This window comes from Paraburkholderia atlantica, assembly GCF_000092885.1.
GTDB classification, from domain to species: Bacteria; Pseudomonadota; Gammaproteobacteria; order Burkholderiales; family Burkholderiaceae; genus Paraburkholderia; species Paraburkholderia atlantica.
In genome coordinates this window covers 1,542,010-1,563,834 of the sequence record NC_014118.1, presented here as the reverse complement: position 1 = coordinate 1,563,834, position 21,825 = coordinate 1,542,010, and the positions used below count along the sequence as shown (strand labels likewise).

General features: G+C 60.8%; 16 protein-coding genes and 1 pseudogene. 13 read left to right on the top strand and 4 right to left on the bottom strand.

Annotation, left to right across the window (positions count from 1 at the left end; translation table 11 throughout):
• Nucleotides 1-231: 231 nt before the first annotated feature.
• The 7 genes from BC1002_RS23065 (at nucleotide 232) to BC1002_RS23040 (ending at nucleotide 6,489) form a co-directional block, all read left to right on the top strand.
• Nucleotides 232-1,053, top strand: coding sequence for a cysteine hydrolase family protein (locus BC1002_RS23065; protein WP_013092402.1), 822 nt, complete (start codon nucleotides 232-234; stop codon nucleotides 1,051-1,053).
• Between the two features lie 237 nt (nucleotides 1,054-1,290).
• Nucleotides 1,291-1,902: a c-type cytochrome gene (locus BC1002_RS23060; RefSeq protein ID WP_238538022.1), complete on the top strand. Its 612-nt coding sequence runs from the start codon at nucleotides 1,291-1,293 to the stop codon at nucleotides 1,900-1,902.
• Nucleotides 1,899-3,245: a c-type cytochrome gene (locus tag BC1002_RS23055; RefSeq protein ID WP_013092400.1), complete on the top strand. Its 1,347-nt coding sequence runs from the start codon at nucleotides 1,899-1,901 to the stop codon at nucleotides 3,243-3,245. The genes BC1002_RS23060 and BC1002_RS23055 overlap by 4 nt, the downstream gene beginning before the upstream one ends.
• 65 nt (nucleotides 3,246-3,310) lie before the next feature.
• Nucleotides 3,311-3,487 carry a hypothetical protein gene (locus tag BC1002_RS38495; protein WP_013092399.1) on the top strand — a complete coding sequence of 59 codons (177 nt, stop codon included), beginning with the start codon at nucleotides 3,311-3,313 and terminating at the stop codon, nucleotides 3,485-3,487.
• A 2-nt stretch (nucleotides 3,488-3,489) separates the two neighbouring features.
• Nucleotides 3,490-4,065 carry a cupredoxin domain-containing protein gene (locus BC1002_RS23050; protein ID WP_013092398.1) on the top strand — a complete coding sequence of 192 codons (576 nt, stop codon included), beginning with the start codon at nucleotides 3,490-3,492 and terminating at the stop codon, nucleotides 4,063-4,065.
• Nucleotides 4,052-5,686 carry a b(o/a)3-type cytochrome-c oxidase subunit 1 gene (locus BC1002_RS23045; protein WP_013092397.1) on the top strand — a complete coding sequence of 545 codons (1,635 nt, stop codon included), beginning with the start codon at nucleotides 4,052-4,054 and terminating at the stop codon, nucleotides 5,684-5,686. The genes BC1002_RS23050 and BC1002_RS23045 overlap by 14 nt, the downstream gene beginning before the upstream one ends.
• Nucleotides 5,683-6,489, top strand: a complete 807-nt coding sequence (locus BC1002_RS23040) for a c-type cytochrome (protein WP_013092396.1) — start codon at nucleotides 5,683-5,685, stop codon at nucleotides 6,487-6,489. Before BC1002_RS23045 ends, BC1002_RS23040 begins: the two co-directional genes overlap by 4 nt.
• Before the next feature lie 57 nt (nucleotides 6,490-6,546).
• Here BC1002_RS23040 and BC1002_RS36595 read toward each other — a convergent pair.
• Nucleotides 6,547-6,735 (bottom strand): annotated as a pseudogene (locus BC1002_RS36595) (ATP-binding protein); the annotation flags it as partial.
• On the opposite strand from BC1002_RS36595, the gene BC1002_RS37860 reads away from it, so the two are divergent.
• The 4 genes from BC1002_RS37860 to BC1002_RS23025 all read left to right on the top strand — a co-directional run bounded on the left by BC1002_RS37860 (nucleotide 6,725) and on the right by BC1002_RS23025 (nucleotide 10,566).
• Nucleotides 6,725-6,895: a hypothetical protein gene (locus BC1002_RS37860; RefSeq protein ID WP_157874736.1), complete on the top strand. Its 171-nt coding sequence runs from the start codon at nucleotides 6,725-6,727 to the stop codon at nucleotides 6,893-6,895. The pseudogene BC1002_RS36595 and the gene BC1002_RS37860 sit on opposite strands and share 11 nt — an antisense overlap.
• 843 nt (nucleotides 6,896-7,738) lie before the next feature.
• Nucleotides 7,739-8,218, top strand: a complete 480-nt coding sequence (locus BC1002_RS23035; RefSeq protein WP_013092394.1) for a carboxymuconolactone decarboxylase family protein — start codon at nucleotides 7,739-7,741, stop codon at nucleotides 8,216-8,218.
• A gap of 70 nt (nucleotides 8,219-8,288) precedes the next feature.
• On the top strand, nucleotides 8,289-8,708 hold the full coding sequence (locus BC1002_RS23030; protein WP_013092393.1) for a cupin domain-containing protein: 420 nt from the start codon (nucleotides 8,289-8,291) through the stop codon (nucleotides 8,706-8,708).
• Nucleotides 8,709-9,669: 961 nt separating this feature from the next.
• Complete coding sequence (locus BC1002_RS23025) at nucleotides 9,670-10,566, top strand: LysR family transcriptional regulator (protein ID WP_013092392.1); 897 nt, start codon at nucleotides 9,670-9,672, stop codon at nucleotides 10,564-10,566.
• A 278-nt stretch (nucleotides 10,567-10,844) separates the two neighbouring features.
• On the opposite strand, the gene BC1002_RS23020 is transcribed toward BC1002_RS23025, so the two are convergent.
• From BC1002_RS23020 to BC1002_RS23010, 3 genes are all read right to left on the bottom strand, one after another.
• On the bottom strand, nucleotides 10,845-12,329 hold the full coding sequence (locus tag BC1002_RS23020) for a catalase (protein ID WP_013092391.1): 1,485 nt from the start codon (nucleotides 12,327-12,329) through the stop codon (nucleotides 10,845-10,847).
• 388 nt (nucleotides 12,330-12,717) lie between these two features.
• Nucleotides 12,718-18,216 carry an ATP-binding sensor histidine kinase gene (locus BC1002_RS23015; RefSeq protein WP_013092390.1) on the bottom strand — a complete coding sequence of 1,833 codons (5,499 nt, stop codon included), beginning with the start codon at nucleotides 18,214-18,216 and terminating at the stop codon, nucleotides 12,718-12,720.
• A gap of 146 nt (nucleotides 18,217-18,362) precedes the next feature.
• Nucleotides 18,363-19,316 carry a LysR family transcriptional regulator gene (locus tag BC1002_RS23010; RefSeq protein ID WP_013092389.1) on the bottom strand — a complete coding sequence of 318 codons (954 nt, stop codon included), beginning with the start codon at nucleotides 19,314-19,316 and terminating at the stop codon, nucleotides 18,363-18,365.
• A 110-nt stretch (nucleotides 19,317-19,426) separates the two neighbouring features.
• Between BC1002_RS23010 and BC1002_RS23005 the strand changes: the two genes are divergently transcribed.
• Both BC1002_RS23005 and BC1002_RS23000 read left to right on the top strand, forming a co-directional pair.
• Nucleotides 19,427-20,176, top strand: coding sequence for an SDR family NAD(P)-dependent oxidoreductase (locus BC1002_RS23005; protein ID WP_013092388.1), 750 nt, complete (start codon nucleotides 19,427-19,429; stop codon nucleotides 20,174-20,176).
• 493 nt (nucleotides 20,177-20,669) lie between these two features.
• A complete protein-coding gene (locus BC1002_RS23000) occupies nucleotides 20,670-21,695 on the top strand; it encodes a LysR family transcriptional regulator (RefSeq protein ID WP_013092387.1) in 1,026 nt (341 codons plus the stop codon).
• The last annotated feature ends 130 nt before the right edge of the window (nucleotides 21,696-21,825 follow it).

Genomic DNA, 21,825 nt, shown 5'->3' with positions numbered 1-21,825 from the left:
CACGACCCATACGTTGGCGCTGATGCAAAGCATGCTGCGATTGTTGTCTTACTGGAAACTCAGAAGCATTCGCTGCTGGTCTTCTATCGGGGACAAAGCATTCATATGATGGTGGTCAGATCCGATCCGCCCAGTAGATGGTTCGGTTAAACGCGGCGCTGTGCCGGCAGCACGGCAGTATGCACGCGGACGACTCGGTCGTCGTTTTCAACTCAAACCACGGAGATAAAAGTGCCCAACGACGAATCCGATACCCTGAGAAGACGTTCCTTTATGACCAAACTCGCCGGCGTCACTGCTGCCACCGCTGCATCCGCAGTGGGTATGCGTCAAGCCCAGGCTGCGCCGACGTTGGACCCTTACGCTGATCCAGCCAATCCGGCGCTCACAAAAGGGAACATGAAGCTGGACGTTTCACGGGCGGCCCTAGTCGTCATCGACCCGCAGGTCGACTTCATGAGTCCAAAGGGTCTGGCATGGCCAGTGGTCGGCGAGAGTGTCACCGAACACAAGGTCGTGCCCAACCTGGTGCGCCTCTTCGAAGAATCCAAAAAGGCGGGAATCACCGTAGCAATCTCCCCTCACTACTACTACCACTGGGATCACACGTGGAAGATTCAGGCGCCGTTGGAGATTTTTCAACACAAGATTGGCATTTTCGACCGCAAGGGGCCGCTCTCACTCGACGGCTTCCAGAGGTCCGGCGCCGATTTTATGCCGGAATTCAAAAAGTACATCGAAGACGGCCATACCATCATCTGCTCGCCGCACAAGCTCTACGGTCCGCAGGCCAACGACTTGCCGTTGCAACTCCGCAAGCAGCGGGTCGATCAGATCATTCTTGCCGGCATGCTTGCCAATATGTGCGTCGAATCGCATTTGCGGGAATTTCTCGAGCTCGGCTTCGAGGTTGCCATCGTGCGTGATGCGGTGGCGGCGCCCAAGATTCCCGAGGGAGATGGGTATCTGTCCGCGCTGATCAACTTCAGATACATGGCAAATGGTCTTTGGACCACTGACGAAACGGTCGACATGCTTCGACAAAAGGTGTGAGCAAGTGTCGTGAGCGGCCGAATAGGTAAATACCTGTGAGTTTTTTGTACTTTGCAATGCGCTACTTGCCTATGTGAATGCAAGCAACATACGCCTCGCGCACAGAGATCTCTGAACCTTTTTTATTCTTCCGTGGGGCTTGTCGTGCATCGCGCATTTATTACCGCGTCGCTCCTCGTGTTGCTATGCCTCGCACCGGTGCGCGTTTTCGCCCAGTCACCGGCCTCGTCGTCCGCGATGGACGAGCGTATGCGCGCCTGCACGTCGTGCCATGGCGTACAGGGGCAGGGGCGCAGCAACGACTACTTCCCCCGCATTGCTGGCAAGGCTGCTGATTATCTGTTTAACCAACTGTCCGCGTTTCGCGACGGCGGCCGGACCTATCCGCCGATGAGTTACCTGCTCGCGTTCCTGACCGATGAAGATCTGCGCAGGATCGCCCAGTACTTCGCTGGCTTCCAGCCTCCGTATCCGGATGCCGATACTGCTGCGGTACCGCCCGATGTGCTCGACCACGGCAAGCAACTCGTGATGATCGGCGACGCGTCACGCAAGCTGCCCGCGTGCGCGGCGTGTCACGGAACCCGGCTGACCGGCGCGAAGCCCGGCGTGCCCGGCCTGCTCGGTCTCCATGCGAGCTATATCGCCGGACAGATGGGGACGTGGCGCTCGGGCACGCGACACGCACTCGCGCCCGACTGCATGCACGAGATTGCCGTCAAGCTGAATGATCGCGATATCTATGCGGTTTCTAGCTGGCTCGCACGGCAGCCGCGGCCCGACGACCCGTGGCCGTCGCCGCCAGGCGATTTGAAACTGCCGTTAGCATGCGGGAGCCAAATGCAATGAGGAATCGAATATCCCCTCCCGCGGTGTGCGTCATGGAGCTGCGTTCGTTGCACGTGAGCTGGCGCCGCGGGTTTGCACGCGCTACGGCCGTGGTGAGGTTCACCGCTGGTATAGCCGCGTCGATGTTCGTTTGCAGCATTGCGAGCGCGGAAACTCCGCAGGCAGCGTCCGCCAATGGCAGTCCACGGTCCGTGATCATTGCGCGCGGCGAATATCTCGCGCGCGCAGGCGACTGTATCGCTTGCCATACCGCGCCGCGTGGCAAGCTCTTCGCGGGCGGTCTCGCGATGGAAACACCGTTCGGCACGCTCTACTCGCCCAACATCACGCCCGATGCGCAGCACGGAATCGGCCGCTGGAGCAAGGACGAGTTCTTCAGAATGATGCGCACGGGCAAGTCACCGGACGGCAAGCTGATCTATCCAGCCATGCCGATCGCGCAGTACACGAAGGTCACGCGTGAGGACTCGGATGCGATCTACGCGTACCTGCAATCGATTCTGACGGTACCGCAGCCGAATCGTCCGCATGAACTGAAATTTCCGTTCAACCAGCGCGAGCTGCTTATCGGGTGGCGCACGCTTTACTTCCGCGAGGGAGCCTATCAGCCGAATCCGACGCGGTCAGTCGAGTGGAATCGCGGCGCATACCTGGTCGAAGGCCTCGGCCACTGCACGATGTGCCATACGCGGATCAACATGCTCGGCGGTTCCTCGCGCAGCGAAGAGTTCGCGGGCGGCCTGATCCCGGTGCAGCAGTGGTATGCCCCGTCGCTGACCTCCGACAAGGACGGTGGCCTTGGCGACTGGAGCATCAAGGACATCGTCGATCTGCTGCAGGCGGGCCTCTCGGAGCGTGGCGCGGTGTATGGCCCGATGGCGGAGGTGACCTACCACAGCCTCCAGTACCTGAGCGACGACGACGTCAAGGCGATGGCGGTCTACCTCAAGGCGCTGCCGGACAACACGGGCCGCAAGAACGGGCCCTCCGCGGCGACGGATACGAAGGTATTCGGGCGCGGCGCACAGGTGTACAGCGACAAATGCGCGGTGTGTCACGGCAGCGATGGCAAGGGGAACGTGCCGAAGTATCCGCCGCTGGCCAGCAACCAGTCGATCGAAATGGATTCGGCGGTCAATCCGATTCGCATCGTGCTCAATGGCGGCTTCCCGCCGGGTACGCGGCGCAACCCTGAGCCGTACGGTATGCCGCCGTTCGCGCAGGAATTGAACGACGACGACGCAGCCGCGGTCGTGACTTACATCCGGACCGCGTGGGGCAACCACGGCCTGCCGGTCACGGCGAAAGAGGTCAACGAACTGCGGAAGGCGCCATTGCGCTAGACGAACGCGACGACGCGCGGTATCCGGGCATCGTTTCGTATCACCACCTCCTCACTGAGAACCCCATGATGGAGATCAACGACAACCGCGAAGGTCCGGCGCTGGACCCGGCGATCGAACTCATCGTCGCTGCCGGACCGCGTGGCGCGATCGCGCTGGCCGGTGCGGCCACCGTGATCGTGTTCGCGCTCTGGTTCGCCTTCTATTTCCTCGCATTCCTGCCGCGCGGCCCTATCAGCTGATCATGTCGACCGAAACCTCGCACCAACCCAATCGCGATGGCCACTCACTCGCGATGCGCGTCGAGCGCCGCGGGGCCATCTTCGCCGGCGGGCTGATCCTGCTGCTCCTGGTCGTGATGATCTACATAGGCATGCACTCGGCGATGACATCACCGTCGCGCGTGGAAACGATCGACCCGAGCCGACTGCAGATGTCGGGTGAATTCGTCGAGAGCAACCTGGGCAGCGCGGTCGAGCCGGATGGCTCCGTCACGGTGCGCTTCATTGCCCAGCAATACTCGTTCACGCCGCAATGCCTGCTGATGCCGGCCGATACACCGATGACGCTGCGCATGACGAGCGCCGATGTCGTGCACGGCCTCGAGATCATGGGAACCAATGTCAACGCCATGATCGAGCCTGGCTATGTCTCGACGCTCACCACCGTTTTCCCGAAGCCGGCCGAACACCTGATGCCGTGTCACGAATACTGTGGCTTCGGCCATCAAACCATGTGGGCTCACGTGAAAGTCATCGACAAGGCCACGTTCTTCGAGGCCGCCCGCCACTCCAGGAGGCTCAGCTGTGTTTCTCGCTAAGCGGCTCGTTCTCGCGCATTTCTGGCTCGCCTTTGTCTCGTTCCTTGTCGCGCTCGTGCTTGGCGCGTGGCAGATGCTCGTGCGCAGTCCACTGCTCGCATGGGTGGGCAATCCCGAGATCTACTACCGTTCGGTGACGGCGCATGGAACCGTCATGGCCTATGCGCTGCCGACGCTCGTCGCAATGGGGTTCGGCTACGCAATCTGCGAGCTCGCACTCAGACAGCGGCTGATCGGACTCAAATGGGCATGGGCGGCCTTCATCCTGCTCGCAGTGGGTGCCTTGATGGCACTCGCGCCCGTTGCGACGGGCCGTGCTTCGCTGCTGTTCACCTTCTATCCGCCGATGATCGGTAGTGTTTTCTACTACCTCGGTATCGTGCTGGTGGTAGTCGGCTCGTGGATATGGGTCGCGCTGATGTACGTGAATCTGCGTGCATGGAGGCGCGTCAATCCCGGCAAGCCGATTCCGCTCGCCATGTTCGCCAATGTGGCGGGCGCCTATCTCTGGGCGTGGACGGCGGTAGGTGCGGCACTTGAAATCCTGTTCCAGATCCTGCCTGTGGCGCTTGGGCTGAAGTCGACCATCGATGTAGGTCTCGCGCGCGTGCTGTTCTCGTGGACACTGCACGCCATCGTTTACTTCTGGCTCATCCCGGCCTACACCGCGTACTACACACTGGTGCCGCGCGCCATCGGCGGGCGGCTCTACAGCGATTCGATGGCCCGCATCGCGTTCGTGATGTTCCTGGTGTTCGCGATGCCTATCGGCATTCACCATCTGTATACCGATCCGCAGGTGGGCACCGGGTTCAAGTTCATACATCAGGTGTTCACGGCGATGGTCTCGGTGCCGACACTGCTGACCGTGTTTACGATTTGCGCGTCGGTCGAGATCGCGGGTCGCCTGCGCGGTGGCACGGGGCTGTTCGGCTGGCTCGCGGCGCTGCCGTGGCGCAATCCGATGATGCTCGCGATTGCGTTCTCGTTCGTCATGCTCGGATTCGGCGGCGCCGGCGGGCTCATCAACATGAGCTACCACCTTGATTCGACGATCCACAACACGCAGTGGATTACTGGCCACTTCCATCTGATCTTCGGTGGCGCGGTCGTGATCATGTACTTTGCGATCGCCTACGACCTCTGGCCGCAACTCACGGGACGCAAGCCCGATGAGGGCTTGATCCGCAAGCAGCTGTGGCTGTGGTTCATTGGCATGCTGGTGGTGACGTTCCCCTGGCACTATGTCGGTCTTCTTGGCGCGCCGCGTCGCATGGCGTATTACGACTACACGAACCCCGCGATCGCGCCGCAGGCAATATGGGTGGCAGTTTCCGCCTTCGGCGGCGTCGTGCTGCTGATTTCCGGTGCGCTCTTTGTCTACATTCTCGCGAAGGCCCAGTTTGCTTCGTCGCGCCGTACGGATGAAATGCCCGCGCCGTTCGAGTTCAGCGCCTGTGTGCATCCGGTCGTGCGCGTGCCGGTAGCGCTCAACAGCTTCAGGCTGTGGATTGCCCTGATGATCGGCCTCACCGTCGTCAACTACTCGGTGCCGATCGCGCAGCTGCTGCGTCTGCCGAACACTTCGGTTCCGGCCGTTGCCGTGGGAGCACAGCGATGAAACAGGAACGCGTGTTCAGCCTCCGGAACCGGTGGTTTGTCATGAGCGCCGGCGGGACACTTCTCGTCGCTGTCCTCGCGATTCTCATTGGCTTCGTCTGGTTGCCGTCGATGCATCGCGGCTTCACGGCGAACGAGCTGTGGAGCGCGATCTGCAGCGCGGCGGGTGTGCCGTCCACAGGGTCCAGGGGCAGCGACAACGTGCCTGACGCACCGCCGAGCAATGTCGTCGTGCTGCCGCCGCTGCGCACCGTGCGCATCAATGCGGTCTCGAGCGGACGCGGTGCCACGCTCGCCACGCAGCGTTGCTCGATGTGCCACGGCGCACAGAGTCCGGCCGGGATAGCGGCTCCGGCGCTTGCCGGCCAGTATGCCGATGCGATCTACAAGGAACTGCGCGACTTTCAGAGCGGGGCGCGGGAGAGCGCGATCATGCAGCCGATCATCGCGAACCTGGGTGACCAGGATCTGCTCGATGTCGCCGGATACTATTCGAGTCAGCCACGCGTTACGCAGGTGCAGGAAGCGGGCAGCCGCGACGACGGCGCGGCTCACGCGCTTGCGATGCAAGGCGCGCCGATCCGCAACATCGCCCCTTGTGCCGCGTGCCACGGCACGATCGACCGCAAGGGCGCGGCGCCCTCGCTCGACGGGCAGTCGGCCTCGTATCTTGCAACGCAGATGCGCGCGTTTGCCGGTGGCACCCGGCGTAACGACATCGGCGAGCAAATGCGCAACGTCGCGCGACAACTTCGACCCGAAGAGATCGACGGTCTCGCAAAGTATTACGCGGCTCAGCCGTGAATGCGCGCCGCGTGGAGAGCACTCACTCACCCACAGTCGGCCACGGTGCGCATCGATGATCGAACGGCAAATCGAAAGTCCCATGCCAAGGCCCGTGGACTTCGTGGTGTAGAAGGCGGTGAACACGTGGTCGACACCGTTAGGACCAAAGCCCGGTCCCGAGTCGCGCACGGTCACGAGCACGCAGCCGCCGTCGGCCTCATCTGTACTGACGTGTACCTGTCGCACACCATCGATGCCGCTCATCGCTTCCAGCGCGTTGATGATCAGGTTGAGCGAGCGCGAGGCTGACCTCGGCGAGGTTGGCGGGCTCGCGGTGCAGCCATCGCAATGCGGCTTCGGCGTGGGCAGTCGAATCGAACGTTCTGTGAATGCATTGGGTGTGAGCTGGTTGAATGTCGGCTAGTTTTCCTCGTCTGGCACTTGACGAACTCAACCTCCTGTTCACCGGCACGACGCGCACCGATCACGCGGTATTGGTGGCCATTGATTGCAAGAGGGTTGCCGAACGCGAGCCAGTCGACAGTCCGACTGCCGATGTCGCGAAGCGTCGTCGCAACAGACGGCCCGAGGTCTTGCTTTGGCGCGGCGTCCTGAACTGAAATCCGCGTAACGAGACTGGACGTGCGACTTCATGGCGTGTCGGGATATTCACGCGTGGATTCGGGGGGCGAGACCATGGTTTGCCATCGATCAATACTGGAGTGACCGAGCCGACGCGAGTGTCGACGGTGACGTTCTGCCCATTGAGCGCTTTGATTTGTAACGTGATCTGCGGAAAGGAAAGTGGAAGCACGCATTCGAAAAAATAGTCTCGCGGTCGTTCGCCTGATCAATCCTAAGCGCTCTGTTGGCAGGTCGGAAGTGCTGAGGATGCCTGTATTGCAACAATGAAAGTGCCTGTCACCGGGCCAATGGATAACGAGGTCACCCGCTTTAGCAGCAGCGCGTTCGGGGACTAGCCTGGAGCGCGTGCGTCCAGACTTAACCGCGCGTGTGCAGACGAAATGCCGGCGGCGACGCGGATCTGCTCAGCGTGAACACTTCACGCCGGGAGTGCCAGCGCGCGACACACCGGCTCACGCGAAAAGGTTACGCAGGCCGATTGGTGCTGGCCGAGCAACATCGTGAGCCGGGTGCCGGATCTACCGGCCGGTGTCATGGGGTCATAAGATGCCTTCGTGCGGGCCCGATGCTGCCGAACGCATCCCCCACGCCCCAAATCTTTTCATTCCAACCCGGAGGCATCATGTCGCAGCGTATCAACTACATCCAGCAATCGCCGGAACTATTCAAGAAGTTTCTGGAGTTCAGCAATCTGTTGAAAGAGAGCGCGATCGAAGAATCGGTTCGCGATCTCGTATCGATTCGCGCTTCGCAACTCAATGGTTGTGCGTTTTGTCTCGACATGCACGTAAAGGAAGCGAAGATTCACGACGAGCGCGAATTGCGTATTCATCATCTGCCGGCCTGGCGCGAATCGACGCTGTTCGCTCCGCGTGAACGCGCCGCGCTCGCTTGGACCGAAGTGCTCACGAAGCTTCCCGAGCAAGGCGTGCCTGACGATATCTACGAGCGCGTGCGCACGCAGTTCAGCGAAAAGGAACTGTCGGACCTGACGTACGACATCATGGCGATCAACGCGTGGAATCGCGTGAACGTTGCGTTCAGGACCGTTCCGGGTTCGGCCGACAAAGCGTACGGCCTCGACAAGGCGAATCTGACCTGAGCGCATCCACTACACGATTCTTTGGCGCCGGTCCGCACGCACGGGCCGGCTCATACTGGAGCACACGAATATGCTTCGCCTGAAAAAAGCCCCACTCGTGACGTTGCTTGCCGTGGGCGCGTCGCTGGGCATCGCTCACGCTGACACGCCCGCTGAGGCCATTGTCACTCCACTGATGACGCAACGGCTTGGCGATTATCCGGGCAAAGAAGCCTTGATGATTTCCGTCGAATATCCACCGGGCGCCGCGGACCCCGTGCATCGCCATCACGCGCACGGCTTCATTTATGTGCAGGAAGGATCAATCATCATGCAGGTCAAGGGTGGCAAGGAAGTGACGCTGACGCCCGGCCAAACCTTCTACGAAGGTCCGAACGACGTGCACACGGTGGGGCGCAACGCCAGTCAGACGCAGCCGGCCAAGTTCGTCGTGCTGCTGCTCAAGAATCAGGGCGCGCCGGTTCTGGTTCCGGAGAAACAGGGCCATTGACTGTTGCGACGGCGGCATCCGCCAAAACGTTCGCACGGGTGATACGCGTCCGCGCACGCGTATCACCCGTTCGTCAGTTGCGTCGTATACGGCCCGGGTTGCGGCCGGCGCAGGCCTGCTTTGTCTGGCCCACGCCGCAGATCGATGGAGTGCGGATCAACACCGTTGACCGCATCAATTAAGCTGCCAAGTATGTCGGGACTCAGCAGCCTGCCACCACGTGATGGTCTTTGCATCCCTCTCGACCCGGGCATTCGGCCGTTATGTCGTAGCGCCGCTGCCGAGCGACTTTCATACACGATATCCCAAGATGCTGCCCGAACTGCTGTTGGGCGAGCCACGGTTCGCCCCGTCATGTCGATGACCTGACCATCGCTGCCTCGACTTGCAGACCACGTCCGGTCGGATCGGGGAGTGGGAGTTCAAAATTGAGGCGGGGGTTCGAGCGCCGCCGCATCGTCCAATGGCCCGCGACCGAACCACACAAAGGCTCGAACGCCACGAAGTGCAGCGCCGCCATACGGCGTTCGCAATAGCTCTTCATGACCTAATCAGATTGTCATTTCTTGTACCTTCCGATTTCGCCGTCGAATTTATAAAGTTATCTTTTTCAAGGCGAATCGTGGCGGTGTCAAACGGTCATTTGAGTCACGCGATCCGCGATAAAGACTGTATGTCGTAGTTTCAGGTATGCGCGAGCTCGATTTCTGAAACAAGGGTTCCGATTCGGCGCGGGAAAAATGCGCCACCTTTCCGGGCGGATTTCGTCGACGCGTGGCTTGCCGGTGTCGCGCGTTACCCGACCCGGTCCGGGATGAGTTCGAACGCCCTGTCGTTAGCGGTACTCGGGGGTACGGCGGGTGCCGCCGCGTTCTCTGCCGCGTCGCCCACAGCGCACGGGCGTAAATCCTGGATTATGAGTGTTTGAGCACGCGATCCTACTTAACCGGGGAACCGTAGGGTGGACACATTAGGTACTCTCAGCATATTTGTACATGCAGCAGAGACACGCAACTTCACGCGAACTGCTCAACGGCTCGGCCTCTCGGCGTCAGCGATAGCAAAATCGATCGCCCGTCTCGAAGACCGGATGGGCATCCGCCTGTTTCATCGCAGCACGAGAAACGTAATGCTTACCCACGAGGGCGAAATGCTCCTGGAAAGCTGTCGACGCATCATCGAAGAAGTAGAGATGATCGAGGAGCGCTTTACCAGGCGAGGAAAGGCTCCCAGCGGCAGGCTACGCGTGATTGCGCAGATTCCCAGTGCCTATATCGCCCCGGTACTCCGTAAGTTCATCGTTGCGTTTCCGGAAATAGAACTCGATATGGAGTGGGGGACTGGCGCTGCTGGTTTGATAGAAAGCGGATTCGATGTTGCAATCTGTCCCGGCCTCGACACAGACTCTCGACTAATGTCGAAGCACCTTGGGTACTCGAGGATTTGCATTGCGGGTGCGGCGTCCTATTTTGAGCGCTGCGGAACACCCGTGACACCGCAAGACCTCGCGCATCACGTCTGCCTTCATCTGAAAGATGGCGGAAAGCTGATCCGATGGCCACTCGGGCTCGGCGAATCGGACGCCGGCGAGCCGCCTGTCTCGATGGCGGTTTCGATGCTTGGCGCACTGGTTAACCTGGTGGAGTGCGGATCCGGTATCGCATGCCTGCCGGAATTCGCGATCGAGCGGCAATTGAAGGATGGCTCCATGCGGCGCGTGCTGGGAGACCATGTCTCTGGTAGTTACCAGTGCGTGGCAGTGTGGCCATCCAGTCGACACATGGCGACGAAAATACGTGCATTCGTGGACTTCGTGGCTAATAACCTATTCAGCGAGGCAAAGGGCGACGAAGCCTAACGCTCGCCCTTGGCATGCTAGCGCGGTGTAGGCGACAAGCGAGATGCGAATAGCGGGGACCGGCGATCGGTTCCTTCAGGAAACCTTTCCCATCGACACTGCTATCGAGCGGCGCAAGCTCGCGGAAACACCCAACTTTCCGCTCAAGGCGATTGCGAGGGAGCGGTTCGGTTTCACGAACCCGCTCCGTTATGTCCGGTAAGACCCGCACTATCCGACCGGGGCTTCACATCTTGATCAACGACTTCAGATGTTCGATTCACCCAGAAAAGTACGCATTACTTGTGCATTTGCAGCTTCGATCGGGTTGCGGCTTCATCCGATGCATCCAGCACGTCGAGCGCCTTTCGAACACCCGCGCCATACATCGGATCTGCCTTGGTGCAGTGATCTATGTGCAACTCCCGGATCGGGCGTGAAACGCCGCGCATTGCGCGTGCGGTGTTCTCGAACAGGACTTGCTGTTGTGCTGGCGACATTAAACGGAACAGATCGCCAGGCTGGGAATAGTAGTCCTCGTCGACTCTATGGTTCCAGTGGGCGGCCGTCCCCTCAATGGACAGCGGAGGTTCGCTATAGTCGGGCTGATCGAGCCAGGCTCCGCGCGTATTCGGGTTATAGGAAGTCGTTCCGCCTTGATTGCCGTCGACACGAAGCAAGCCGTCTCGATGATAACTGTTGTAATGCCTGGTACCGCGCGGAGAATTCACCGGGATCTGATGATGGTTCACTGTTAGTCGATATCGCTGCGCATCTCCGTAAGAGAACAACCGCCCCTGCAACATCCTATCCGGGGAGAAACCGATGCCCGGCACAACGTTTGCGGGATTGAACGCCGCCTGTTCGACATCCGCGAACCAGTTTTCCGCATTTCGGTTGAGTTCGAACTCGCCAACTTCAATTAGCGGGTAATCCTTTTTCGACCAGACTTTCGTGAGATCGAACGGATTAACCTTGTAGGTGGCAGCCTCCTTTTCCGGCATGATCTGGAAGTACACCTTCCAGCGCGGAAGTTCTCCTCGCTCGATGGCCTCGTAAAGATCACGATGATGCGTCTCGCGGTCGGCCCCGACCAGTGCGGTCGCCTCCTCGTCGGTTATGTTCTCGATGCCTTGCTGTGTCAACATATGAAATTTGACCCAGAACCGCTCGTTATTCGCATTGAGGAGGCTGAATGTATGACTCCCGAATCCATGCATATGCCGGAAGCTGCGCGGAATACCACGATCGCTCATCACAATCGTGACTTGATGCAGTGCTTCGGGGAGCTGGGTCCAAAAGTCCCAGTTGCTGTCGGCATTGCGAAGGCCGGTTCGCGGATCACGCTTGACGGCGTGGTTGAGGTCCGGGAATTTAAGCGGATCACGCAGGAAAAAGACAGGTGTGTTATTGCCAACGAGATCCCAGTTTCCTTCTTCCGTGTAGAACTTCAGGGCAAATCCACGAATGTCGCGTTCTGCATCGGCCGCGCCGCGTTCGCCCGCAACGGTCGAGAATCGCGCAAACATTTCAGTCTTCTTGCCGACGGACGAGAAGATTTTTGCGCGTGTGTATTTCGTGACGTCATGCGTCACGGTGAAAGTACCGAATGCCCCGGATCCCTTTGCGTGCATGCGACGCTCCGGAATCACTTCCCGGTCAAAATGCGCGAGTTTTTCAATGAGCCAGACATCCTGAAGCAGGGCAGGACCTCTTGGTCCCGCGGTCTGCGTGTTCTGGTTATCCGGCACCGGTGCGCCAAATGCCGTCGTGAGCTTGCCCATTGTGAAATCTCCAGTGATGGGTTATTTGTGGGGATAGGAGGAACTAAGCGTGCGAACAGGGCCTGGATTCAGCGCAATTGCGTTGTCCGCCATTGCAGGCATCATGCGACGCAATACTGCATAAACCGAACGATTTAATTGAATCGCGGCTATTACGTGCCCGTCCTCGAGCATGATAATTTGAGCAGCGAGGTTCACGCGCTGGAGCTGTGTCGTAAGAATGCAACGAAGATAATCACAGCCCGATCTCTACCAGCGTCGGAAAGATGAAATAAAAGGCGCAACGGGCGGCGGCACTGGCGCAAACGTTGGCGCGTCAGCTCTATTTGATGAAGCAGAACCCGTGAAGGCCGATCCGTTGAAATACGTCGAGGGTTCTATAACCGCATCACGACAAAACCGCGCGTTGCCGGGGTAGCGTGAACTGAACGGCCGCGCCGCGTGGAGAGCACTCACTCACCCACAGTCGGCCACGGTGCGCATCGATGATCGAACGGCAGATCGAAAGTCCCATGCCAAGGCCCGTGGACTTCGTGGTGTAGAACGCGGTGAACGCGTGGTCGGCACCGTTAGGACCAAAGCCCGGTCCTGAGTCGCGCACGGTCACGAGCACGCAGCCGCCGTCGGCCTCGCCGGTACTGACGTGCACCTGTCGCAAACCATCGATGCCGCTCATTGCCTCCAGCGCATTGATGATCAGGTTGAGCATGACCTGTTGCAGTTCCACACGGTCGCCTTCGACGAACGGCAAACACTCTGCGAGCTGCATCGCCAGCAGGGCGCCGCATTTCCTTGCTTCTCCCTGGACGAGTTCGACGATCTCGCGGATCGCCTCGTTGATGTTCACCAGCTCCTTTTTCCGTGGCGCCTTCCTGATCAGTTGCCGGAGCCGCGCGAGCACGTCGCCGGCGCGATTGCCGTCCCTGAGGATACCGTCGAGCGCGAGGCTGACCTCGGTGAGGTTGGCGGGCTCGCGGTGCAGCCATCGCAATGCGGCTTCGGCATGGGTCACCGTCGCGGCAATCGGTTGATAGACTTCGTGGGCAATCGAGGCCGCGAGCTGCCCCATGGTCGCCACACGGTTCGCGTGCGCCAGATCGGTCTGCACCTCGCGGTAGCGCTGCTCGCTCTCGCGAATTTTCTTTTCCGCCTGCTTCTGCTCGGTGAGATCGAGCACGAACGCCAGGCCTTCCCGGCCGCTTGCGTCGAACGCAGCGAGGCCCAGAATGATCGGTACGCGACTGCCGTCCTTCCTGATGTATTCCATTTCGAACGGCTTGGTGCGGCCAGTTTCAGTTAACTCGATGCGCGCGCGGATCGCGTCGTCATGCCTTTCCGGTGGCGTCAGATCCAGCCAGCGGACGCGGCCAGAGAAAAGATCGTCGCGGTCATAGCCCACCATGCGCAGAAACACGTCGTTGGCTTCGAGGATATTCCCGCCGGCCTCCCAGACATTGATGCCGATGATGTTGGCATCGACAAGACGCCGGATCTTTGCTTCGCTTTGCGCGACATCGCGGTACAAACGGGCAATTTCGAGCGAAATCTCAGCTTGCGACGCGACGAGCTTCAGCACGGCGATCCGCGCGGGGCTGAACACGCGGGCAGTGAGATTGTTATCGAGGTAGAGCGCACCCATGAGCCTGGTTGCGTTCATCAAGGGCAGGCACAGAATGGAACGGGCGCGATGCTGACGGACGTAGGGGTCCGCGGCAGCCAAGGGGTCAGCTGCGGCATCGTCCAGAAAGATAGTCTCGCGGGTCCGCAAGACCTGGTTGAGGATCGACACCGGCAACATCGCTGCGGTGACCGGCGCGTCGAAGATCTGCACGTGGACCGCGTCGCCGGCGGTGGTGGCTTCCGCCGCAATCCGATGGCCGCCCGCACCCGACAGGATCAGCAGACCCCGTTCCGCGCCCGCCTGCTCGATCGACGTGCGCATGACCATCCCGATCAGCTTATCCAGGTGGATCTCGCCAGAAGCCGCCTGCGACACCTTGATCACGGTCGCCAGGTCGAGGTGCTCGATTGGCGCTGCGATCGTATTCGTTGGTCCGGGCGCCGTCGCCTCGTCGGTTCTCAAGTAAGGATACTGTTCCTCGAGTTGCCGCACCTTTCCATTGGCGCCCCAACGCAGATAGCCATTGTGGGCGTCCTTCATGCAAACACGCGCAAACTTTCGAAGATCGCGTGCGGCATAAAAACGGGACGCGAGTTCGTTGGCCAGTGCCTCGACGTGCGCGAAATCGCTATGCTGCGCCGAGCGGATGGCTTGTTCGTAGAGCATTTCGGCGTCGACCACGCGGCCTTCGATGCGGGCGATCTCGGCGCCGACCAGCGCGGTATGGCTTGCGAAGTTCTCCGCGCAGAGATCCGCCCAGATAGTCAGTTGCTTATGATGGGCGCGCAGCGTGCCCAGGTGCTGTGTACGCTCGCCGGCCGGGATGGCGTCGCACCGGCCAGCGCACGCCAGCGCGGCATAGAAGTAATATTCCGCTTCCTCGGTAAACGAGTACATGACCCAGCTTAGCTCATTCGCCCGTGCAGCCGCGCGCGTGGCTGCCTCATAGTCGCCGGCAAAATAGCGTGCCTGCAGTTTCCGGATCCAATACATGCACACGTACGACACAGAGGTTTGAGACAGGTGACGTTCTGTGCGAAGCTCGTCGAACTCAGCGCAATCGAGGCTGCCGAACACCGGTGTCAGGCCGCGGAGCGTCCGGATCAGTGCGAGCTGCAGTTCACTAAAGGCTGTGACCATGGAAAACCGCACTCTGTCGCAGTATGCAATGCCGGATTCTGTCTCTCGGTGCGCCTCGGATAGTGGTGCGCCGGTTGCCAGCATGGTCGAGACGATGTGGTTGCGCGAGAACGCCCCCCACGGAATATCGCCGGTCCGATTGGCCATGTCGAAAACGCGGCGCATCTGCTCTGCGCAATTACGCATCGGTTGAACCAGGCGCGCGACATACATGTAGTAGGACAGATACGTGCGGGCCTCGTAGCGTTCCAGGCCACGTCGCTCGACGAGTTTGCAGCCGAGTTCGCCGAACCGGAATCCGGCCTGATAGTCGCCAAAAACTCGTCCGGCGAACCTCGGAAAATTAGCGTAGGCCACGGACGAGGCGTCGCTATTGCCGTGCTCTAAGCTGAGCGTGATTGCCTTGCAGATCGTCAGGCAAGCGAGGTTCCCGTCACTGTGGAGGGCAGGCGGGACTAGCGAGATCACCGCATCGATGGTTGCGAGAGCGAGCGCGTCCTGCATCGGCGGCAGATCGATGAGTTCCTCGATGGCCCGCTCGCCAAGCAGCGGCCAGATGCGCTCGTATTCACTGCGCACGGTTGCGTCGTCCGGATGGGCTGACCACTCGATGCCCACCTGACGAAGGAAGGCGAGGCACACAGCGACCCCAATCTCGCGCTGGCCGAGCATCAGGAAAACATCCATCTGCAAGCACGCAACCCGGGCGCGCTCGACGGTGGTCGTAGCACGCTTCGATAACTCCGCAAGGCGCGTTTCGGCGACCGGCAACTGTCCCGTCAGGAGTTCGCATTCGGCCCGGTTCAGCTCCAGTGCAAAGGTCAACTGATGCCGCCGCTGCCAGCAATCGTCGCTCAACAAGCCCGCGCCAGTGGTGAAATAGGCGAGCGCCGACGTGTAGGCTGCCGACGCCCTGGCGCGCTGGCCGGCGTGCAGATTGAGTTCGGCCAGTTGCTCGCGTTCGTCCGGCTCGGTGATCAGTGCGGCACCGCGATTGAGCTGCCCGACGATCTCGAAGATCGCTTCTTCGCGCTTTTCCGCAGGGGTCTGCGCGACGAGCAGCCGGCCGATGCGCAGATGAGCCTCGGCGCGCGATGCTTCAAGGATCAGTGAATAGGCGGCTTCGTGGATCCTGTCATGAACGAACGCGTAAGCGCCCTCCAGTCGCACGGCCAGTTCCTGGCGAACCGCCTCCCACAGCACGGCGTGAACCTGGGCTTCGGGTGTGCCGAGCACGGCGGATAATGTCGTGATGTTCGCGACGTTCCCGAGACAGGCAAGCTGCTGCAGCGCGTGTTGCGTCGCGGGCGGCAGGCGGGTCAGCTTGCCGGCCATCAGGTCCACGACGTTGTCGGTGTAACTGCTGGCATGGATGCGTTCGGTATCCCAGCGCCACTGCCGTGCATCGTGATCGAAAGCGAGAAGATTGCCTTCGGCGAGTGCCAGCAGGAACTGGATCACGAAGAACGGGTTGCCACCCGTCCTGTCGTGCACGAGGCGCGCCAGGGGCGCAATGTTGTCAGGCGCACAGTGCAGCGCGTCCGCGATCAGACTCCCGATGTGCGTACCGGTCAGCGGCGCGAGCCGGATTTCCCCGACCGTCGCGCCCGCGCTGCGGATAGCCTGGAGCCGGGCGGTCAGTGGATGGGCGGCATCCACCTCGTTGTCGCGATAGGCGCCGATGACCATCAGGTAGCGCAGGTCCGGCTGGATCAGCAGATCCGCGAGCAGGTCGAGGGTCGCTGCATCGAGCCACTGCAGGTCGTCGAGAAACAGTGCCAGCGGATGCTCGGCCTGCGCGAATACGCCGATGAAGCGCCGGAACACCTGCAGGAAGCGCTGTTTCGCCTGTTGTGGTTCGAGCTGCGGGACCGGGGGCGGCTCGCCGATGATCAGCTCCAGTTCGGGGATCAGGTCGCTGATGAGCGCCGCATTGGGCGCGAGCGCGTCCAGCAATGCGGCACGCCAGCCCGCCAGCTCGGTGTCGGACTTGCCCAGCAGCATGCGCACCAGGCTTTGAAATGCCTGGATCAGCGTCGCATAGGGGATGTCGCGCTTGTACTGGTCGAACTTGCCGGAGGCAAACAGTCCACGTGACGGCACGAGGATCTTGTGCAGTTCATTGACCACCGATGATTTGCCGATTCCCGAATAACCGGACACCAGCACGAGCTCGGGCACGCCGCTATCCAGAATCCGGTCGAAAGTGGCGACCAGGGTCTCGACTTCGCGCTCACGTCCGTAAAGCTTCTCGGGGATCATCAGCCGGTCGGGGGTGCCGTGCTCGTCCAGCGTAAAGTCGTCGATACGGCGCCGACGTTGCCAGTCCGCGAGGCACCGCCGCAGATCATGCTCGACACCGGCGGCAGTCTGGTAACGCTCCTCGGCGGTCTTGGCGAGCAGCTTCATGACGATGCGGGAGATCACCGCAGGGACAGCTTCCACCCGCGTGTTAGGCGGCAACGGTGTTCTGGCGATATGGCAGTGCACCCATTCCATTGCGTCCGTGGCCGCAAACGGCAGCACACCCGTCAACATCTGGTAGAACGTGACGCCGAGCGCATACAGATCGCTGCGCGAATCGATCGAACGATTCATCCGGCCGGTCTGCTCGGGTGCCATATAGGCGAGCGTTCCGGCGATGGTTTCGGGAGGTTCGGGCGCCTGCCGCTCACGCGGCAGGCGCGAGGCCAGGCCGAAGCCGGTGAGCCGCGCCTGTTCGTCGGCGCAATGCACGAGGACATGCGCGGGCTTCAGATCCTTATGGACCAGACCGCGCTGATGAAGCTTGCCGAGCGCGGCGGCAATGCCAATCGCGAGTTCCAAAAAATAACCGATCTCCATTGGTGCGCCGAGCAGCCTCGCCAGCGGCTCGCCGCCAGGGTCCTCGAGTGCCAGCACGGTCTGGCTGCCTTCGCGCACCAGTCTCAGCGGGCGCACGGCCCAGGCACTGTCAAGCTCGTCCTTCAGCGCGAACTCGTGGGCAAGACGATCGAGACTGGCGGGCATCGGCTGTTCACGGGCAAGCCGCGCCAGCAGCACATTCTGGCCGGCTGGCGCCGAGGACTGTTCTCGCGAGAAAACGCGCTCGCCGTCGTCCCATAGAATTTTTCTTTTCTGATCCATCGGAGTCGCAACGAGATAGGTCAAATCCTGCGGATACAGGCACTACGCAAGAATACACGTTCCTTATGGCGGCGTCGTTGGTAATGCGGATCATTGTCAATGCGGGTGCAAGTAGCAGCATCATGCGTGAACCTTTGACAGCGCCATCAGGTTCTTTTTGATCTCACTTTCAGGTGCGAACGTGTTGCAGTGACAGCGACGGACCCGGCAGGCGAGGCCTTCCATCCAACCAGTTGTGCCGTGACGAAATCCATGAATACCCTTGCGCGCATTGGAATGTTCCGTCCGAAGGCATGAAGCGCGTGCACGGGCACGGACGCCATCGCGTGGCCCTGCAGCACGGTGCATAACCGTCCGGCAGCGAGGTCATCTCGCACGGCGATCGCCAGGATCTGTGCAATACCCAGTCCATTCAACGCTGCCACCCGCATTGCGTCGCCACTGTCCGCGTCAAACACGCCATCGACAGCGACAGTCGTTCCATCCGCGAAGATCACGGGATACGCGCGCCCGCTAAGCCGATAGCGCACGTGTCGATGCGCGGCGAGATCAGCGATCCTCCGCGGTGTTCCGTGTTCACGCAGATAATCCGGCGCAGCCACCAGCACCAGCGGCAACTCTGCAATGGTGTGCGCATGCAGACCGCTATCTCCTAGCCATCCTGCTCTGATCGCGATATCGAAGCCATCGCGGATCAGATCGACATGGCGATCGCTGACGCTCACATCGAGCGCGAGTTCCGGATGTTTCGTCATCAGGTGCCGCGTGACGGGGTCCAGCAAAAGGCGCCCCAGCTCGCCTGGCAGGCTCACACGCAATCTTCCCGAGACAGTTGCGGGCGAACGCAGAACCTCGTCTGCACGCTCCAGGCCGCGCACGAGCGGAGCCACTTGCTCGTAGTACGCTTGTCCTTCCACGCTCAGGAGGAAGGCGCGCGTCGACCGTTGAAACAGCCTGACGCCCAGACGTTTTTCGAGCCTCGCGATGCTTTTGGACACCGCGGAAGGGGTGGTGCCCAACGAATGGGCTGCACTCGTGAACGAGCCAGTCTCGACGGCGCGGACGAATGCGGCAAGACCATTGAGATTTTCGGCAGACATGATGACAGATCGGAACAAGTGAAATGGCCATCGTGTGACTTTAGCGCCTTCGCGGCCGTTGCTACATTCCGGCAGTACGCCAGATCGGCGAAATACGACGAGGAAAGAAAATGAATCGGCTCGCAAATAAGGTCGCTGTCGTCACAGGCGCGAATAGCGGAATTGGGTTGGCGACGGCCCGGCTGTTGGTCGAGGAGGGTGCGAATGTGATCGTGGTCGGCCGCCGGGCAGATGCGGTCAATGCGACCGTATCCGAACTTGGAGATAGGGCGATCGGGTTGACGGGCGACCTCGCGAACCCTCAAACGCACGACGAGGTCGCCTCGCTGGTTTCTCGCCGCTTTGGCGGGCTCGATATCTACTTCGCCAATGCGGGAATCAATACCATTGCGCCCTCGAGCGAAGTGAGCCACGAATCGTACGACCTTCACTTCACGACCAACACCAAAGCCATCTTTTTTGGCGTCCAGAAAATCGCGCCGTTGATGCGCGAACACGGCGCCATTCTGTTGACCAGTTCGATTGCGAGTTCGAAGGTGTTCGAGGGGCACGCCGTCTATGCCGGCACCAAGGCCGCAATCGAGGCATTTGCGCGGAGTTGGGCGCTCGAATTCCAGGCACGTGGCATTCGCGTGAATGTCATCAGTCCCGGACCGGTCGATACGCCTATCCTCGGCAAGCTCGGCATCGGGAGCGCCGAACGGCCCGCATTCGAGGCAGCCGTTGCAGGCCGCATTCCACTGGGTCGCCTCGGTCAGCCCGAAGAACTGGCGCGCGCCGCGCTCTTCCTTGTCAGCGACGAAAGCAGCTTCATCAGCGGCATCAATCTGAACGTCGATGGCGGTATGTCGCTGATATGAGTTCTCGCTACGCTTGACTACAGGGGAAAGATTGCGCGAACTACCGACCCCGGTGGTCGACGATTGCCTGCTACCGGAGGTGCTTGCCGCAACGACTCCGTTGCCTGCGGGCGCATCTTCATGAAGCGAGACGCGCGCGGGCGATGCGCGTCCAAACGTCCTGGCAGCACCCACCGTGATCTCGCCGTGTGCGAAGCCGCTTTTTTACGGCGATCACCTTGAGCGCGCCTTTAAAGCAGGCGGGGTAGCTGGCTGGGAACAACTGCACTGGATTCGTGCCGCCGCCAGGACCATGCGCTTCTGGCAACCGCATTGAACCCGGCATTGCCGTCGTCGGAGCGAATGACGCGGAATGCACTGCCGCAGTGTCAAGGGCGGTGTGGTCCGGCCAGAACATCTCGTATCGTCTTTGCGGCGTCAGTGTCCGTTCGCACGGTTCGCCGGCCGCGGACGCTGGCCGCCGCGACCCATGGATCTATTAACGAATCGTGAAATGAACGGCAAACAGCACATGCTCGTCTCGACCGGCGTGACGAATTCTCTCCGGGCTTCGAGCGACGACTCGCTCGCATCCAGTTTCGCCACCAGCTATGTGGGCGTGATCTCCTTCCTCGCGGTAGTGAGCGAAGGCAGCTTCGCCAAGGCTGCCAGTCGGCTCGGCATCGGCCGCTCGGCTGTGAGCCGCAATGTCCAGAAACTCGAAGCGCAGATCGATGCGCGGCTCCTGCTGAGGACCACGCGCAGTATGGCATTGACACGCGAAGGCGAACTTTTCTATCAGAACTGCAACCCTGGTGTCGAGCGCATCGTCCGCGCGCTCGCGGATATGCGCGAACTTCGCCAGGGTCCGCCGCGCGGCCAGTTGCGCATCTGCTCGACGACGGGCTTCGGCCGCAGGATCGTCGCGCCGCTGCTCAGCGGCTTCTATACGGCGTACCCCGACATTGCGCTCGATTTCATGCTCAAGGACGGCCCGATCGAATTCACAACGGACCGTATCGACGTCGCGTTTCGTGACGGCAAGCTGGACGACAGCCAGGTCATCGCAAAACAACTGTTCCCGATGCAGATGATCGTGTGTGCCTCGCCGGAATACGCGCGCGCTCACGGCTTGCCGCGCTCCGTCGAGGACCTCGGGATGCATCGCTGCATCAATCTCCGTCTCGTTTCGGGCCGTATCGCCGAATGGGAATTCAAGGTGGGCGGCGCGAGCCGCAAAGTCGTGCCGAAGGCCGTGCACGTTCTCAACGATGCGGATCTCGTGTTGCAGGCAGTGCTTGCGGGCCACGGCATTGCCCAGCTCGCAGCCTACCAGGTGAGCGAACTGCTGCGCGCAAACCGTCTGTACGCGTGCCTTGTACAGTATGCGCCCGACGACCGCGGTCATTACGCGTGTTATCTGAGCCGCAAGCACTTGCCATCGCGCATTCGAGTATTTATCGATTACATGACCGAGCAGATCCGCGCGCTCGATCTGCAATGTCCAACCGAGGTCGTGCCTCTGGCCGGTTGCCCTTGATTGTTGATGCGATGACAACACGGTGAGGCCGTGCTCGGGGCTACTGCCGCCCGCGTATTCCGCCTAGGATTTCACCTGACGGTGGCCCCGCAGGGGGAGGAGAAGATCGTAAAGAACACGCAACAATGGA